This window comes from Algoriphagus hitonicola, assembly GCF_900113375.1.
Lineage (GTDB): Bacteria > Bacteroidota > Bacteroidia > Cytophagales > Cyclobacteriaceae > Algoriphagus > Algoriphagus hitonicola.
In genome coordinates this window covers 445,354-462,249 of sequence record NZ_FOPC01000001.1, presented here as the reverse complement: position 1 = coordinate 462,249, position 16,896 = coordinate 445,354, and the positions used below count along the sequence as shown (strand labels likewise).

At 43.0% G+C, this 16,896-nt stretch carries 11 protein-coding genes and 1 pseudogene; 5 read left to right on the top strand and 7 right to left on the bottom strand.

The window, feature by feature from the left end:
• Window positions 1-3: 3 nt before the first annotated feature.
• The gene (gene pta, locus BM043_RS02060) at window positions 4-2,094 is read right to left on the bottom strand and encodes a phosphate acetyltransferase (protein WP_092788569.1); all 2,091 of its coding nucleotides are present in this window, start codon (window positions 2,092-2,094) and stop codon (window positions 4-6) included.
• Window positions 2,095-2,277: 183 nt separating this feature from the next.
• Window positions 2,278-3,411: a DUF819 family protein gene (locus BM043_RS02055; protein ID WP_092788731.1), complete on the bottom strand. Its 1,134-nt coding sequence runs from the start codon at window positions 3,409-3,411 to the stop codon at window positions 2,278-2,280.
• Window positions 3,412-4,151: 740 nt separating this feature from the next.
• Here BM043_RS02055 and BM043_RS02045 point away from each other — a divergent pair.
• Window positions 4,152-6,626, top strand: a complete 2,475-nt coding sequence (locus BM043_RS02045) for an ABC transporter permease (RefSeq protein WP_092788567.1) — start codon at window positions 4,152-4,154, stop codon at window positions 6,624-6,626.
• Window positions 6,627-6,999: 373 nt separating this feature from the next.
• On the opposite strand, the pseudogene BM043_RS19680 reads toward BM043_RS02045, so the two are convergent.
• The 5 genes and pseudogenes from BM043_RS19680 to BM043_RS02020 all read right to left on the bottom strand — a co-directional run.
• Window positions 7,000-7,155, bottom strand: a pseudogene (locus BM043_RS19680) (Txe/YoeB family addiction module toxin); the annotation flags it as partial.
• 119 nt (window positions 7,156-7,274) lie between these two features.
• Window positions 7,275-7,526 (bottom strand): type II toxin-antitoxin system Phd/YefM family antitoxin, encoded by a 252-nt coding sequence (locus BM043_RS02035; protein WP_092788566.1) that lies wholly within the window; start codon window positions 7,524-7,526, stop codon window positions 7,275-7,277.
• A 344-nt stretch (window positions 7,527-7,870) separates the two neighbouring features.
• A complete protein-coding gene (locus BM043_RS02030) occupies window positions 7,871-8,965 on the bottom strand; it encodes a DegT/DnrJ/EryC1/StrS family aminotransferase (RefSeq protein WP_092788565.1) in 1,095 nt (364 codons plus the stop codon).
• Window positions 8,946-10,235: a glycosyltransferase family 4 protein gene (locus tag BM043_RS02025; protein WP_092788564.1), complete on the bottom strand. Its 1,290-nt coding sequence runs from the start codon at window positions 10,233-10,235 to the stop codon at window positions 8,946-8,948. The genes BM043_RS02030 and BM043_RS02025 overlap by 20 nt, the downstream gene beginning before the upstream one ends.
• Before the next feature lie 118 nt (window positions 10,236-10,353).
• On the bottom strand, window positions 10,354-11,808 hold the full coding sequence (locus BM043_RS02020; protein WP_092788563.1) for an NADP-dependent isocitrate dehydrogenase: 1,455 nt from the start codon (window positions 11,806-11,808) through the stop codon (window positions 10,354-10,356).
• 203 nt (window positions 11,809-12,011) lie between these two features.
• On the opposite strand from BM043_RS02020, the gene BM043_RS02015 reads away from it, so the two are divergent.
• The 4 genes from BM043_RS02015 to BM043_RS02000 all read left to right on the top strand — a co-directional run bounded on the left by BM043_RS02015 (window position 12,012) and on the right by BM043_RS02000 (window position 16,894).
• Complete coding sequence (locus BM043_RS02015) at window positions 12,012-12,797, top strand: enoyl-CoA hydratase/isomerase family protein (protein ID WP_092788562.1); 786 nt, start codon at window positions 12,012-12,014, stop codon at window positions 12,795-12,797.
• A 13-nt stretch (window positions 12,798-12,810) separates the two neighbouring features.
• Window positions 12,811-14,313 carry a lipopolysaccharide biosynthesis protein gene (locus tag BM043_RS02010; protein WP_092788561.1) on the top strand — a complete coding sequence of 501 codons (1,503 nt, stop codon included), beginning with the start codon at window positions 12,811-12,813 and terminating at the stop codon, window positions 14,311-14,313.
• A 153-nt stretch (window positions 14,314-14,466) separates the two neighbouring features.
• Window positions 14,467-16,161: a tetratricopeptide repeat protein gene (locus BM043_RS02005; RefSeq protein ID WP_245752893.1), complete on the top strand. Its 1,695-nt coding sequence runs from the start codon at window positions 14,467-14,469 to the stop codon at window positions 16,159-16,161.
• On the top strand, window positions 16,154-16,894 hold the full coding sequence (locus BM043_RS02000; protein WP_092788559.1) for a lipoprotein insertase outer membrane protein LolB1: 741 nt from the start codon (window positions 16,154-16,156) through the stop codon (window positions 16,892-16,894). Before BM043_RS02005 ends, BM043_RS02000 begins: the two co-directional genes overlap by 8 nt.
• Window positions 16,895-16,896 lie beyond the last annotated feature (2 nt).

Below are 16,896 nucleotides of genomic sequence, written 5' to 3'. Positions count from 1 at the left end.
TGATTAGAATTCTTGAGCTTGGATGGCGGTGATGACCACCGTATTAAACACATCAATCACAGTACAACCTCGGCTGAGATCATTTACGGGTTTATTGAGTCCCTGAAGCATCGGACCGATGGCAATGGCACCGGTTTCCCGCTGAACCGCTTTGTAGGTATTGTTTCCGGTATTGAGATCGGGGAAAATCAAGACGCTTGCCTGACCGGCTACCTCAGAATTGGGAAGCTTCTGCATCCCCACGATCGGGTCCACCGCAGCATCGTATTGAATCGGACCTTCGATTTTGAGTTCGGGTCTTCGCTCTTTGACAATTTGAGTTGCTTTTCGGACTTTTTCGACTTCCTCGCCTGCACCTGAAGTTCCCGAAGAATAAGACAACATGGCTATCTTAGGTTCTATTCCAAACATCATAGCCGACTCTGCTGAAGAAATCGCAATGTCCGCCAGTTGTTCTGAGCTTGGATTGGGAACTACGGCACAATCCCCAAAAACCGATACCCGATTGGGCAAACACATAAAAAAAACCGATGAGACGGTATTGACTCCTGGCTTGGTTTTGACAAATTGCAAAGCCGGTCGAATCGTGTGCTGAGTCGTATGCACTGCCCCCGAAACCATCCCGTCTGCATGCTTCTTGTGCACCATCATCGTCCCGAAATAGGACACGTCCATCATCAAATCCCTCGCAACCTCCAAGGTCAGTCCTTTATTTTTCCGAAGCTCATAAAGCGTCTGAGCATAATCATCAAATCGGATGGAGCTTGCTGGATCTTCAATCTGAACCTTATCCAAATCCATGGATAAATTGAGTTTAGCCACCATATTGTGAATTTCTTCCCGATTGCCTAAAAGCGTCAAATCCACAACATCCTGCCGAATCAGCATGTCGGCAGCTTTTAAGATTCGTTCATCATTTCCCTCAGGCAATACGATGTGCTTTTTATGACTTTTGGCGCGACGAACGATTTGATACTGAAACATCCTCGGAGTCATAATATCCGAACTGAAAGAAATTATCCGCTCTTCCAGTGCTTTTTCATCAACATAATCTTCAAAAAGCTTAATCGCCAAAGCGATTTTTTCGGTATCCTCCGGAGCGATACGAGCACGGATTTGATTAACCTTTGTGACTACCATAAATGTCCCGTCCTCTACCTGAAGCACGGGAACTACTGTCTCCAAACCTTCGATCAACTTCACTATGGTCCCCTCGGGCAACATCCCTCCTGACACGATAACTCCGGCTACTTTCCCAAAATTCCTAGAAATATTAGCCTGAAGCGAACCCACCAAAATATCACCCCGGTCACCGGGCGTTACGACTAGCGTATTGTTGGATAATCGAGCAAGAAAGTTATGCAGCTGCATGGCCCCCACGATAGAATGATCCACGCGGTTGGTCAGAAACTGCCCTCCAAACAGCAATTTGGCATTTAAGGAATCCATAATCTCACCCATAGTCGGATTGCTCAATTGCTCATGCGAAGGAATGGCATTGATCAAAATGCTCGCAGGCAAGACAAATCGAAGCCGTCTGAGCACTTCTTCCAACTTACCTTGTTCCACCTTATTGGCAATCAGGGTAAGAACCTGAACTCCCCTACTCAAATAGCTATTTGTACTGGCCAAGGCCAAATCAATAATCTCCGAGGTAGTCCTTCCAGCGGCATTGAGAATAATGGCCGCAGGAATCCCCAGGTTTTTGGCGATGGATACATTCCCATCAAACTCCACATTGGTATTTATATCGGTAAAATCCGTTCCTTCGACCACGACAAAATCTGCATTTTCCCGCAGGGAATTAAACTTTTCGATAATGGTATCAATCAGAAAAGCCTCATTGCGCTTATTGATTTCCTTCAGGGCATTTTTCCGGGTAAACGCATACATTTCCTCATAGCTTTGGGAAAGGTTAAACTGCTTGGCGAGCAAATCCAGCCTCCGGTCCTTATTCTTTTTTATCCCGCTGATAATCGGTTTGAAATAGGCGAGTTTGTCCGTTTTACTTGCCAGCATATGCATCAGCCCAAGGGCAAAAATGGACTTCCCAGAAAAGGGTTCGGTCGTCGTCAGATAAATCGCGTTGGTCATTGCAAATAATTATTTTCAAAATTTGATGAGCCAAAAGTAAAATGGCTTAGCCTGAAATTAGCTGATAAAAATCAGTTGAGGGAATGAATTAAGGTAATTTATAAAAAGGATTGCTGAGTTTATTTTATGGCCAGTTTGCTTTTCTTGTCTCTTATCTCTAACCTCTTCTCTCTATAAATATCCTCAAAGTATCCCCGCCACCAAAAAACCGATATACGTTCCCAAGGCATTTCCCAAACTCCCAACCAAGACGCCAGGAATCAACAAATCGGGTCGATTCAGGCTTTCTGCTGCAGCGATCGCAGTGGTATTTCCTCCAATATTGGCTTGGGAAGCTACAGCGATCACATCCCAATCCATTTTCAGCAAGGAACCGATTCCAAACACAAACAATCCGTGAATCGCTACCAACAATCCTACAAATAAAATCAAGGTCACGGCCAAATCCCCTACCCCGGCCAATGCTCCGAGATCGCATAGCGTACCGATCACCCCGAGGAAAATCATAATCATAAAAAACCCCAAAGTCTGCTTACCCTGTAGCTGCTGCACGGCTGGAAATTGCGCCAAAATCAGGGCAATTGTGGTCAAGGTGATGATTTCTGGAATCTGGGGAAAATAACTTTCCACTACCCGACTCAGCACCATCGCCAAAAATCCCAAGGCTAAAACTGAAGCAAGGGAGGACATAGAGATAAATTCCAAGGAACTCGCTTTTTCAGCCTGCTCAGCGGAGGCTAATTTTTTCCTGTGAAAAAGCTTCTGCAAATAGCGAGGCAAAATCAGCGTAGCGATTATCCAAGGCGTTCCGATCAGATTATCCACCACCGTAGTGGCAGCAAACAGCGGCCCGTTTTCATTCACTCCATAGCTCAGAGCAACGGCATTAAAATTTATGCTTCCTCCGATATAGGTGCCGGTGTACATTCCTGCAACGGCTGACGCCATCTCTCCAATCGCAAGCTCGGGACGAACCAAAAACCAAGAAACGAAAACCCCCACCACGGTACCGAGGGTACCGATTCCAAACATCAGCAGGATGGGAATTCCGGCATTTTTCAAGCTTCGCAAATCCACATCGAGCAGGGCAATAAAAATCCCCAGAGGCGCCAAATAACGAAACACCCCATCATAAATCGGGCTGCCTTCCATAGCCGAGGGAATCACCCCCACATTGGCCAAAAGCGCACAGATCAGAATTACCCAAATCGGCGTTCCGATCCTCCTTCCCCAAGAAAAGCGCGTCAGCCAGATCGCAAAAAACACCGAAACACAGAGTGTAGCGGCAATAAATAGCGGTTCCTGCGTAAAGTTCATCAGGGAAAATAGGGGATTTTTTTGAAAATATAATTGCAAAAAGGGTTTGCGGTTTTTTCTTATCCAAAAATCCGATCACCCTCCCTTCTATCCATTCAATTCAATCAGAGTCAAGTATGGATTAAAAGGCAGGGAAAGCTTGGGCTGGGTGAAGTTTGCAACTTCTCTTTTAAAATTCAAACTAAAACCATATTCAGCCAGAGATCCCGATATACTTTTCTGGTAAATACATCCGCCCAACCTACAACCTGAAAAGTAAGGAAATAGGGCATTTCAAATGGTTCTAATAAGTTTTAATGGGAATTTGGAATCTCTCAAGTGCTATTTTTATAAAATTTTGTTTAAGTTCTGCTGGATTTCTTGATCTCTTATTTGATAGACCTCCCCCATAAAACAATGTTTGACGATAGCAGTAAATTACAAATTTGTTTGTATAGAAAGGTAGAATCGAGCGTCAGAAAAGGCTTTTTAGCAAGAAGCCGGTTTGCAGTGCAGCCAAACTACACCAAATTCTAACCATAATTCTGCTACACCCAGCGGGGGAAAAAAAATTGACCAATCGCCCGAATTCGTGCAATATTGTTCGGTACTTTAAAAGAAGAAAAACCAAAATCTTTGTTTCAAGCCTCCTATCGGATATTTTGAATTGGCATTATCCTAGAATGAAGATACCAAGACAGAATCCTTAAATGATGGGTTGTTAATATTAAGTTGAGGAGTATACTTTTAACCGAAAAATCATGATTATCAATTACTTTAAAATCGCCTGGAGAAATCTTCTCCGCCAACGGATTTTTTCACTCATCAATATTTTTGGTCTATCCATTGGATTGGCTTGTTTTCTTTTGTTGGCATCTTATGTAAAATTTGAGCGGTCCTATGATTCGTTTCAGGAAGATTCCGATCGATTATTCCGGGTTTCACAACAATTCCGAGGACAGGAATATTCGGCCTGGGCAGGGGGAGCCGTGGCTCCGATGCTTCGCAAAGAGTTTGAAGATCAACTGGAATCGGTCGTCAGTGTAATCGGAATCAACACTTACCTCAAAACCACCGAAGGCCTACAGCCTGGGGAAAGCTTTCGGGAGGATTATTTTTATTATGCAGAACCTGGATTTGAGCAAATCGCAGGACTTGAAATTCTTCAGGGGAGTTTAAACGGGTTTTTTGAGGAACCTTTTGGACTGGTTCTCACAGAGACTAAAGCCAAAAAATATTTTGGAGAAGAAAGTCCCATTGGCAAAATTCTCCTTGCCACTGGAGATGTGGCCTTTGAGGTCAAAGCAGTAATCGCTGATTTACCGGAAAATACCCACATGAAATTCGACTTTTTGTCCTCGGTGGCCACCTTCAAAAACTTAAATGAATTTCCTCAAAATGCTGATTTCGGCTCATTTTGGTGGCCACAAACCTACACCTACGTGAAGGTAAAAGAGGGACTGGATCCCAATGAAATCAGCAAAAAGATCCCTGAAATCAACGCCAACTACCGAAACCCCGAAGAAGCTAAGAATTACACCTACTTTCTGCAGCCCATCCAATCCATTCATTTAACTGAAGATTTCAGCGGAGACTGGTCCGTGGGAATTAATTCACAAACGCTTTTGATATTTCTTTCGATAGGCGTATTTGTCTTATTGTTGGCCTGCATCAATTTTATCAACCTGGCCACAGCTCGGGCAGTACATCGGATGAAAGAAATCGGGGTGCGAAAAGTGAATGGCGCAAAAAGAGGAGAACTCATTTTTCAATTTCTTGCAGAATCATTTCTGCTCAACGGAATCGCCTTGATTATTGGAATTCTTCTGGTTTATCTTTTTCTCCCCTTATTTTCGAAGATATTATCCCTTGAACTCCCATTTGATTTATTCCAAGATGAAAATTTACTCGGCCTGGTTGTCCTGGTCTGGGTGACGACATCCCTACTCGCAGGAATTTTCCCAGCTTTTTATCTTTCCGGACTAAAACCAGATTTGATTCTAAAACAATCATCATTTCCCGGGGGCAAGGTTTTGATACGTAAATCCCTCGTCATCTTCCAGTTTTCCTTATCCGCACTTTTGGTGTTTTGCGCCACGGTAGCCTATATGCAACATCGGTTTCTACAGGAATCCGAAATGGGATTTGACGAAGAGGGATTGGTTACGGTCAAACTTGGAAATGTTGCCAAAGCAAATCTTGAAAACATAAAGCAGGAAATGAAAAAGATTTCCTCTGTACAATCTGTCAATTCAATTTCCACTCCTCCAGGTTTGGGGGGAGGATGGAAACCTTCTGTAGCCTATGATGGAATGCAGGAAGATGCTGATTTCTCCGTTTTTGTACAATATGTGGATGAGGAATATTTCCGAAACCTGGGGGTCTCCTTAAAATTCGGAAGGGAGTTTTCACCTGACTATCAAGATCAGGGTGAACTGACAGAAATGATGAGGGATCGGTTTCCAAAAGTTGAAAATCTCGGAATAATCATCAATGAATCCGCTGCGAAATGGATCGCTCAAACCCATTCGGAACCATTGGGTGTAGGTTTAAGGGTATTTACTGAAGAAAACGGTCTGCTGTTTTCGGATTATTCCGGTAAGATCATTGGTGTAGTCCAAGACTATCATGCCCAGGACCTGAGAAATTCGATTAAACCCACCATTTTTCTACCTGCTCAAAATGCGGCCGCCGATGCCAGCAATGTGCTCTTGGTTAGGCTGGAAAGGGATTTTGGCCAGGGAGAAATTCTGCAATTAAAAAACGCTTGGAACGAAATTGTTCCTGGGTTGCCTTTTGACTACGATGTTCTGGAAAGTAGCCTAGCCCTGAGCTATGCGCAGGAAGCAAGAACAGGAAATTTACTCGGGGCTTTTGCATGGCTTACCCTATTGATCTCCTGCATGGGTTTGTTGGGCTTGTCGATTTTCACCGCAGAGAGTAAGCGCAAGGAAATTGGAGTCAGAAAGGTGTTAGGAGCCTCAGTAAATGGAATAGTCCTTCAACTTTCCCGAGAATTTCTTTCTCCAATTTTGATGGCATTGATCCTTGCACTCCCCATCGGATTTTACCTGATGAATCAGTGGCTGCAACAATTCGCCAATAAGCTCAGCATCTCCGTTTGGTATTTTGTATTGACAGCCTTGATAAGTTTGCTTTTTGCCTGGATCACCGTGAGTTGGCAATCCTGGCGATCCGCCATAGCCAATCCCGTGGAATCGATCAAAACCGAATAGCTGTTTTGAGTTAAATGGAGATAGTTTAAGTTAATCTTGTTTTGCCATTAAAACTTCACAATAAACCGATTGGACTCCAGCCATGCTTTCTCCACTAAGCGAAAAGTCTCCTCAACAGCCCTGGAGTTCAAGTGGGAGCTGGATAGTATTTGCAATTCCACTCCAAAAACCAAACACCTATGTATTTAATCTTCTTCCATAATTTTTTTAGGACTTCTGCAAATTAGAAATTTGTATGAACACATAGGTAAAGTCGTGCGTCAGAAAAAGCCTTAGTAAAGCTTTTTAGCAAGAAGCCGGTTTGCAGGGCAGTCAAACTACACCAAGTTCTAACCATAATTCTGCTACTCCCAGCGGGGGATTAAAGCTGGCTTTATTTATCACCATAATGCCCATATGCACCTAAAATTGTCACGACAATTTTTGTTCCATCGATCAGATATACAAGCCTGTGCTTTTTATCAATCCTTCTCGACCAAGTATTTTGCTGAAAGTGTTTGAGCCTTTCAGGTTTTCCTGTCCCAGTCTCTGGATGCTTTTTAAGTTACTGAATCAAAGAGAAAAACTTCTTTAAAATCGACTTATTTCCTGTTTTCTTCAGCTTTTCAATATCTTCTAGTGCTTCAAATGTATATTCAATCTCAAATGTCATATACCAAGTAGATCCTTCAATTGGTCATCAGACAATTTCACCGTTTTACCCTCGGAGTAGGATTGAATACTTTTGACTAATCGCTCTTGTACCGCTGGATCATCAAAGAATCGGTCATTTTTCACATCCTTTGAAATTTCATACACTTTGTCCTTGCCCCGTTGAATAATCACCCGCTCATTCTTATCTATCAGGTCCAAATATTTTTTGAGATTTTGCCGAAACTCTCTTGTGCTAATTACTACCATGATTTCAAATTTAGTGTACACAATTTGGTACACTAATTTAAATGAAAAGGTTCAGAGTAATAGGCAAAAGAAAAATTTAAACCATACCCGTCTCACCCTAAACCTTTCCTTGATTATTTCTCCTTCTTTGCGTAGTCAAATCGTAGCGTTGGACTGGGTGAAGTTTGAAACTTCACCCGTATATCCTCACCAATTTGCAATTGGATATATTTCTTCAACTCTTGTATCATCAGCAAATTACAAATTTGTTTTGATACGAAAGCGTAATTACAAATTACACCTAGGCAACGTCTCTTTTAAAATTCAACCTAAAACTACACTCAGCCGGAGGGGCTTGCTTTTTTTTATGCAATCAGCCCAAAAAACTCCTCCACTTTATCCGCTATCCAATCCACCTCTTCTGCTTTCAAATAGGGATTCAAAGGCAAAGAGAGACCTTCATGAGCTAGTTTTCGGGCAGTTACAAAATCACCATCAACACGATAGGGCTTCATATCGGGAATAATCCGAGGATAATGAATAGCAGTCCCTATCCCATTTTTTGCCAAAAATACCTGCAATTGATCTCGCTTCTTGGTCTGAACCACAAATAAGTGGGCATTATGATCTTCTTCCAATAGTCCTTTGGGAAGAATAAGTTCGGAAACTCCCGAAAGCTCTTTTATATACTGCTTGGCAAGAGCTTTTCGCTTTTTTTGGTTGGATTCAAACTCTTCCAGCATCACATTTATAAATCCTGCTTGCAGGCTATCGACTCGACTGTTTCGTCCGATCAATTCGTGCTGATCACGAATCGGCTGCCCATGATTAGAGAGCAAGCGGATTTTCTGAGCCAGATTTTCATCCTGTGTCAGGCACATTCCCGCTTCCCCGAGGGCTCCGAGATTTTTGGTCGGATAAAAACTCAGGCAGCCTATATCCCCCCAAGTTCCAGCGGCTTTATCATCCTGTGTTGTTCCGAAAGCTTGTGCAGCATCTTCGATCACAAAAAGCCGAAGCTTTTTCGCTTTCTCAAGGAGCTGCTCCATCTTCACCATTTTCCCATACAAATGCACGGGAATCACGGCTTTGGTTCGTTCCGTCACCGCTTTATCCCAATCCGGCCGCAGCAATCCTTCCTCATCGGTATCCCAAAATATCGGTTTGGCTCCCACTAAAACAACCGCTTCTGCGGTACTCACCCAAGTCAATGCCGGCACAATCACCTCATCTCCTGGTCCAATTTGTAAGGCTCGAAGCGCAAGCTCAAGGGCATCCGTTCCGTTGGCACAAGGAATGGTAAACCGAGTTTTGAGGAGTTGCTGAATATGGACTTCGAGTTTTTCTACTTCTTCCCCTCCGGAAAAAATACCTGACTCCAGCAACTCAGAAAATTTCCGTTCCAAACGATTTTTCAGCACTGGACTTATCCTGGACAAATCAAGAAATGGAATATTCATCGAGGATTTTGGCTAGTTGTTGAGTAAGATTTTTTCGGGAAAATTTCGCAATCAATTCAGGATTTGCAGGAGTAACTTTCCTTTCACAAATCCGGCGTAAGGCTACCTGCATTTTGACCTGATCAAAATGCGGAATTACCTCCCCCGCGCCGGTTTCCTGTAGAATTTTAGACGTATCCCCTTTGGGATCACCGATCGCCAAAATGGGAATTCCCGTAGAAAGATACTCGAAAACCTTCCCCGGGATATTTCCCTGGGCGTTTTTGGTATCCGTCAAAATCAAAAGCAAGCCACTCGCATTGGCATAAAAATCAAAGACTTTTTCGTGTGGCACATATCCAGGAAAGGATATCCTATCCGCCAACCAAGAATCCTGAGCTACAAAACCCTGTACTGACTCGCTCACTTTTCCTACAAATGAAATCCGAACTACCTGATCTGTATCGACAAACTCCTCACGAAACGCTTTTAATAAGGGTATGGGATTGCGAATCGAGTCGATCACTCCGGTATAAACCAAATGCAAATCCGACTTTTTCTGTTTTCTGTTTTCAAAATCCCTAGGAAGATCATCCCAGTCAAATCCATTGGTTAGCAGGTCAATTTTCCGCTTGGAAAGTCGCTCAAAATCCGATTGAAATGTCCGTGAGATGGTCAAAATACGATCTGCTTTTCCCAAAACCTCCTGCTCAAGCTCCTGATGTTTTTCCTTGATTTTATTCCGCATAGGTAAGGTGTCCAGAAACTCCCATTCAGACCAAGGATCTCGAAAATCCGCCAACCAATTTATTCCGGTTTTTTCTTTTAAAGCTTTTCCAATCAAATGAATGGAATGGGGTGGTCCCGTGGTAATCACAGCCTGAAACTGCCCATTTTCCACCAAATCAAGTAGAAATTTAACTGAAGGCTTGACCCAAAAAACCCTAGGATCGGGAACCAGCAAATTAGCTCTTGCCCAGATTCCGGCTTTTTCCAACAGCGACTTTTCCCGTTGTTCCAAAATACGGGAAGGATGACTCTTTTTCTTTCCCCTTAATTTCCCAAAAATCGAATACGGTTCCCAAATCGGAAATTTGATTACTTCAAGCCTGGGGCTGACTTCCTTTTCCAGAGATGGGTCTTTCAGGTCAAAATCAGGATTCTCGGGAGTGAAAATCACCGGTTCCCAGCCGAAATCCGGAAGGTACTTGGCGAATTTGAGCCAGCGCTGTACGCCCGAACCTCCACTCGGTGGCCAATAATAGGTGATGATGAGAACTCTCTTTTGCATGAACCTACAAAATACTGGTTAACGAGGACAAAGCGCAAGTTTGAAATGAAAAAAGGGGAAAGTTTCCTCTCCCCCCATTCTAACTGACTATAACGTAAATCAAAAATCGTAAATCGCTTTATTCACCCTGTGCAAGTGAATAACCTCTTTGACCATCAAAAACACACAGGTGCTCGGTCTTTATAAAATCAAATCCGAGATCCTTGATTTGCTTCAACAAGTCCAGCACTTGTTCGTGAGAAATCGCCCGCTGATCGTCCGTTTTGAATCGACATCTCCAGTGATCGGTACAGAAAGTCTCGCGAAGTCCCTCCGGGAATACTTTTACTCCTCGGTTGGTGATCAGATGAAGCTGCAGTCCATCGGCATTGGCTTTGCGCAAGCGCTCTCCGATGACATTGGGATCACGATTGTCCTCGTCCCAATCAATAAATACATCGACTCCGACCAATTCCTTTTTGGCTTTAGTTTTAGGAGTGACTTTGATATTCATAGGCTTGGTCGCCTCTTCTCCAAATACCGCAGGAGTCATCGTCGCCGGCTTTTGGCCCAAACGCTCAATCACCGCGTCGGCAAATTCTTTGGTACCGGCTTTTTTAGAGGAAAGTCCTTCCTGATAAATGTCTCCGGTGTGGATACCGTCTTCCAGAGTTTTCATCCATGCATTGGAGATTTTCTCCGCCACTTCAGGCTGACCGATATGAACCAGCATCATAATGGCGCCATTGAGCAAACCTGATGGATTGGCGATTCCCATTCCTGCAATATCCGGAGCAGATCCGTGAATCGCTTCAAACATGGCTACTTCTTCACCCACGTTTGCTGAGCCGCCTAGCCCAACTGAACCAGTCACCTGAGCTGCCACGTCAGAGATGATATCTCCATATAGATTCAAGGTCACGATGACATCAAAAGTCTCCGGACGATCCGCAATCAAGGCAGTTCCGATATCGATAATTTTATGATCAGCCTCGATATTGGGATATTCCTTAGAAACTTCGATAAACTTTTTGTGAAAAAGACCATCGGCCAATTTCATGATATTATCCTTTGTCATACAGGTCACTTTTTTGCGACCGTATTTTTTGGCGTATTCAAAAGCGTATCGGATGATTTTTTCGGATCCTGGCTCAGAGATCAATTTCAAACACTGATATACTTCCTGCGTCTGTCTATGCTCAATTCCCGCATAGAGATCCTCTTCATTTTCGCGAATGATGACTAAATCAGTCTCAGGAAAATGCGTTTGGATAAACGGTGAAAAAGCCTTGCAAGGACGGACATTGGCATAAAGTCCAAAGGATTTTCGGGTGGTCACGTTGAGTGACTTAAATCCTCCACCCTGAGGAGTAGTGATTGGTGACTTCAAAAAGACTTTGGTCTCTCGGAGTGAATCGACGGCATTGGCTTCCATCCCAGAGGAAATCCCCTTGAGATAAACTTTTTCCCCGATTTCGATCACATCATATTCGAGTTGGGCACCGGCAGCATCGAGGATTCGAAGGGTAGCATCCATGATTTCGGGGCCGATTCCATCTCCGTATGCAACGGTAATCTTTCTTTTTGAAGACATATATTTTGTGGGTTTAGTTTAAAATTTTGTTTCGCAAAAGTAAGTAAAAAAAGCCAGAAGGAGGGTTTGAAAATGATCATTTTAGATTAATGCATATCATAAGAAAGCCTTTGGATAGTGTTTGTAAATTGGATTTTCCAAAGACTTAATTTGGGAATGAAAACCCGACTTGTATATTTGTTCACTACTGACAAGCAATCTCTATGGACGATTTTAAAAATATCCTCGCTGAAGAAAAAGAAGGCGTTTTGTTTTTGACCATCAATCGGCAAGACAAAATGAATGCGCTTAATTATGACACGCTGGAAGAACTCCGGGAAATTTTCGATGAAGTGGTCGATAACAAGGCCATCAAAGCGGTGATTCTGACTGGAGCAGGGGAAAAGGCCTTTATTGCGGGAGCGGATATTAAAGAAATCGCCGAGCTCAATGAGGTGAATGCGCGAAAATTCGCTGAAAATGGGCAGGAGATTTTTGCCATGATCGAAAACTGCCACAAGCCGGTCATCGCCGTCACCAATGGTTATACGCTGGGTGGTGGCTGTGAACTAGCCATGGCTTGCCATATGCGGATTGCTTCGGCGAATGCAAAATTTGGCCAGCCAGAGGTGAATCTGGGAATCATTCCTGGATATGGAGGAACGCAGCGATTGACAATATTAGTTGGCCGGGGAAAAGCCAATGAGCTCATGATGACCGGAGATATGATCGGAGCAGAAGAAGCCCGAGAATTAGGTTTGGTCAATCATGTCCTTCCTACCAAGGATGACGCCATGGCAAAAGCCCAAGAAATCGTCAGTAAAATCATGTCTAAAGCACCTTTAGCCATCGGTATGGTGGTAGATTGTGTCAACGCGGCTTATTTGGCAGACGAAAATGGTTTCCAAACCGAAGCCAACAGTTTTGCGCGTTGTGTCAAATCGGGAGATTATAAGGAGGGGACTTCTGCATTTTTAGAAAAACGCAAGCCAGTATTCAAGGGAGAGTAAATTCCCTTTTCGCATGAGTAATCTCAAAAAACTCGCCGGGCAAACGGCAATTTATGGATTGAGCAGCATTCTGGGCAGGTCCATTAATTTTTTACTGATCATGGTCTATACGGCCTATCTCAGCAAGGAGTCCTTGGGTTCGTTTACGGCGATTTATGCCTTGATCGGCTTTTTGAATATTGTCTTCACCTATGGAATGGAGACCAGTTTTTTTCGATTTGCTACGGGAAAAAATCTAGACTCCAACAAGGTTTATTCTCATAGTCAATCTCTTCTGATCATTAGTAGCTTGATCATGGGAACAGGTCTTTATTTGGCTGCACCAGTGCTGGCCGATTGGATGGAATATCCCGGACAGTCCTACCTATTTCGATGGACCGCTCTGATTCTGACCTTTGATGCCGTTTTGGCGATTCCATTTGCCAAGCTAAGGTTAGAAAACAAAGCCTTGACCTTTGCTTCAGCCAAATTGATCACAATTTTTCTCAATGTCGGTTTGAATATCCTGCTCATTATTGGATTTCCACACTGGATCGAAACCGGAATCTTACCGGAAAATTTTCTTGGCTACCAACTGGACTGGGGAGTCGAATATATTTTACTTTCCAATCTAATCGCCAATGGATTGATTATTCCTTTCGTCTGGTGGAAAGCAGGCTTTTTCTCTTTTGGAGTGGAAAAGACCCTGCTCAAGCCCATGTGGGACTATTCCCTGCCCTTGCTGTTTATGGGCTTGGCTGGAGTGACCAATGAGTTGCTGTCACGAATGCTTTTCGAATATATTCTGCCGGAGAATTTCTACCCTGGACTCAGTAGCCGAGAAGCAGGCGGAGTTTTTGGCGCCAATTTCAAACTGGCAATTTTGATGAATCTGGTGATTCAGGCATTTAAGTATGCTGCTGAGCCTTTTTTCTTTAAAGAATCTGAAAATAAAGATTCTCCTAAACTCTATGCTCAGGCGATGCATGCCTTTATCATTTTCTGTAGCGTATTGATGATCGCAATTTCAGTAAATTTAAATTGGATTGGTCCTTTATTCCTGAGAAGTCCAGGGTACGAGGAAGGCTTATTTATTGTTCCTGTTTTATTGATGGGCTATTTGCTGTTGGGAATTTACTTCAACCTGTCGATTTGGTTTAAAGTCACCGACAAAACCCACTATAGCTTTTGGATTACCTTGCTTGGCGCCTTAGTCAGTATCGGAGTGATTGTATTCCTGGTGCCGGTTTGGGGATATATGGGAGGTGCGATGAGCACTTTGGCCTGCTATCTGGTAATGAGTATAGTCTGTTATTATTTTGGGCAGCGTTATTACCCGGTCCCATATCAAAGCAAAAAAGGGATTAGCTATCTTTTGTTTGCTTTTTTGCTGAGTTATGGTGGTTTTTACCTGAGTTTGGATCATCCCTGGCTAGACTTCATCATCCGAAATTCCCTTCTAATTCCCTTCATTCTTATGATTTTATTGGGTGAAAAGTCATTTTTATCCAAATTGAAGACAAAAATAAAAACCTAAAAGGATCATTTTTGAGCTAGGATCGTTATGCATCTGAGTGGCTTTTAGAATCTTTAGCAAGGGCTTTAGGTTAAAAGGCATTATGTTTGTGATTTGATCCCCCATAATTCGAGACACGTGATTTCAAGAATAACCATATATACTTTCCTGTTTTTGATCATAGTACTATCAGGAGAGGCGATAGCACAAAAAAAACTCAGTAAAAAAGAGCGCAAGGCTCAGGAAAAAGAAGCCTTGGCCAGTCGGTATTTTATCGAAGGCACCAAGCAGATGAATCTGGGTGATTTGGAGAAATCCTACTTTTATTTTCAAAAATCCCTCGAACTGGAGACGGAGGAACCTGCGATCCACTACAAAATAGCGGAGCTCTATGCCAAAGCCGATCAAGCTGAAAAAGCACTTCCCTTTGCCGAAAAAGCAGTAACACTCGATCCGGAAAACAAATATTACGCGCTGATGGTGGCCGAGATCTACACCAAACTTAATCAGCCTATGAAGGCAGCAGAGATTCTAGATCGGTTGACTTCTGATGGTCAAAGCAATCAACAGTATAATCTGGATTTGGCTTCGATTTATCTGAATGCCAATGAGTTTGATAAAGCGCTGATCGCACTGGACCGAGCAGAACAGTACTACGGGATTCTCGAACCTATTACTCTTCAGAAGCAACGAATTTACCTTCGGAAAAATCAACTCGATAAAGCCATCGAAGAAGGCAGAAAACTGATCGAAGCCCAACCTGGCAATCCAAATCATGTTCTCAACTTAGTCGAGATTTTATTTAACAATAATCGACTGGAAGATGCTATAGAGTTGGTTTTAGGGGAAATTGAAAAATACCCCAATCAACCCGAGCTACAGATGGCCGCCCATAGCCTTTACAAAGAAAAAGGCGATCTGGAGCAATCCAATCAATATTTGTTTTCTGCATTTAAAAGCACCGAACTTGATCCGGAAGTGAAGGCCAGAGCTTTTATGGGTTTGATGAATGAAATCAAAACTCAAGAACGTGAGATGATGTTGGATTCATTGGAGGTTTTAATGGTCAAAAATTCACCTGAAAATGCGGCTATTTTTGAAGCCCTCGGAGAGCGAGCTGGGCAAGTCGGAAATCAGGAGAAATCCATTGATTACTTTAAAAAATCACTGGAACTACAACCAAAAAATGCCCCAATCCTTGAAAAAGTCATCTTGGGATCTTTTGGCGAAGATGCGGATTTTGAGGAACTCGAGGAATTCACCATCATGGGGGTGGATGAATTTCCGGAAAATCAGGAATTCTGGTTTTATGACGGCGTGGTCAAATCTGCCCGTAAAAACGACAGTCTTGCTGTGACTTCGCTGCAGAAAGCCTTAGAGCTCAACAATGGACAAAATAAGCAATTGGATCAAGTCGCCTTCGGTTCTTTGGGCAGTTCATTTTATAATCTGGGGAAAAAAGATTCGGCTTTTCACTATTTTGACAAAGCCTTGGAAATCAACCCAAATGACGAGCAGGTATTGAATAATTATGCCTACTTCCTTTCTTTGGAGAAGAAAAATCTCCAAAAAGCGAAATCTATGTCGGAAAAAGTTGTCAAACGATTTCCAAATAATGGCACTTTTCTTGACACCCACGCTTGGGTATTGTTTCAGATGGGAGATTATGAAGGCGCCAAATATTATATGAATCAAGCCATCGAATATGAAGTAGAGCCGAGTGGGGTGATGCTGGAGCACTACGGGGACATACTTTATCATTTAGGACAAAAATCCGAGGCATTGAGTTTCTGGAAAAAGGCCGCAGAAAGCCCTGAAGCTTCTGAAAAGTTGCCTTTGAAAATAAAAGACGGTAAATACCATGAATAAATTTTTGAGGCTGGGATTGGTGTTGATGGGGGTTATCCTTCTCAATGCATGTTCCAAGCGAGTAATTCCTTTTGAATCCAATAAGCGAATGAAGGAATTCACTCCCGAATATGCCGATTTTGATTATTTGAGTGCCCGAGCCAAGGTGGTCATCGAAGAGGGATCTGGAAAAATCACGCGAGGCACCTTAAATCTTCGGGCAAAAAAAGACAGCCTCTTATGGTTTACTATCTCACCGGGATTGGGTATGGAAGCGGTTCGCGGATTGATTTCCGAAGAAAAAATTTTGATCAAGGATCGAATCGGAAAAGAGGACATCAATATGAGCTTTGAAGAATTCAAATCCTTGTACGGATTAAATTTATCCCTAGATCTTTTTCAAAATATCCTTTGGGCCAATCCCCCATTTCGATTCGATTACCGAGACAGATTGGTAAAAGTGGGTAAAGTTTATGAGCTCACGCAAGTGCGAGATCAAGCCCGATATTTCAGCAAAGTAGGAGTCAGTGAAGCCAAAGTGACCGAACTGGTCAGCAACTCGCTCGATGATCGAGGTAGCTTATTGGCCAGCTTTGCGAATTTCCAGAACATAGACGAGATGCCTTTCCCTGCCGAAACCCTCTATAAATTAGTCTATCAAACCTCCGATGGTTCCCAGAATACTATCATTCATGTGGAGTGGATTTCCATAGATCGTAATTCCTCACCCTTGAGTTTTCCTTTTAGATACTAAAT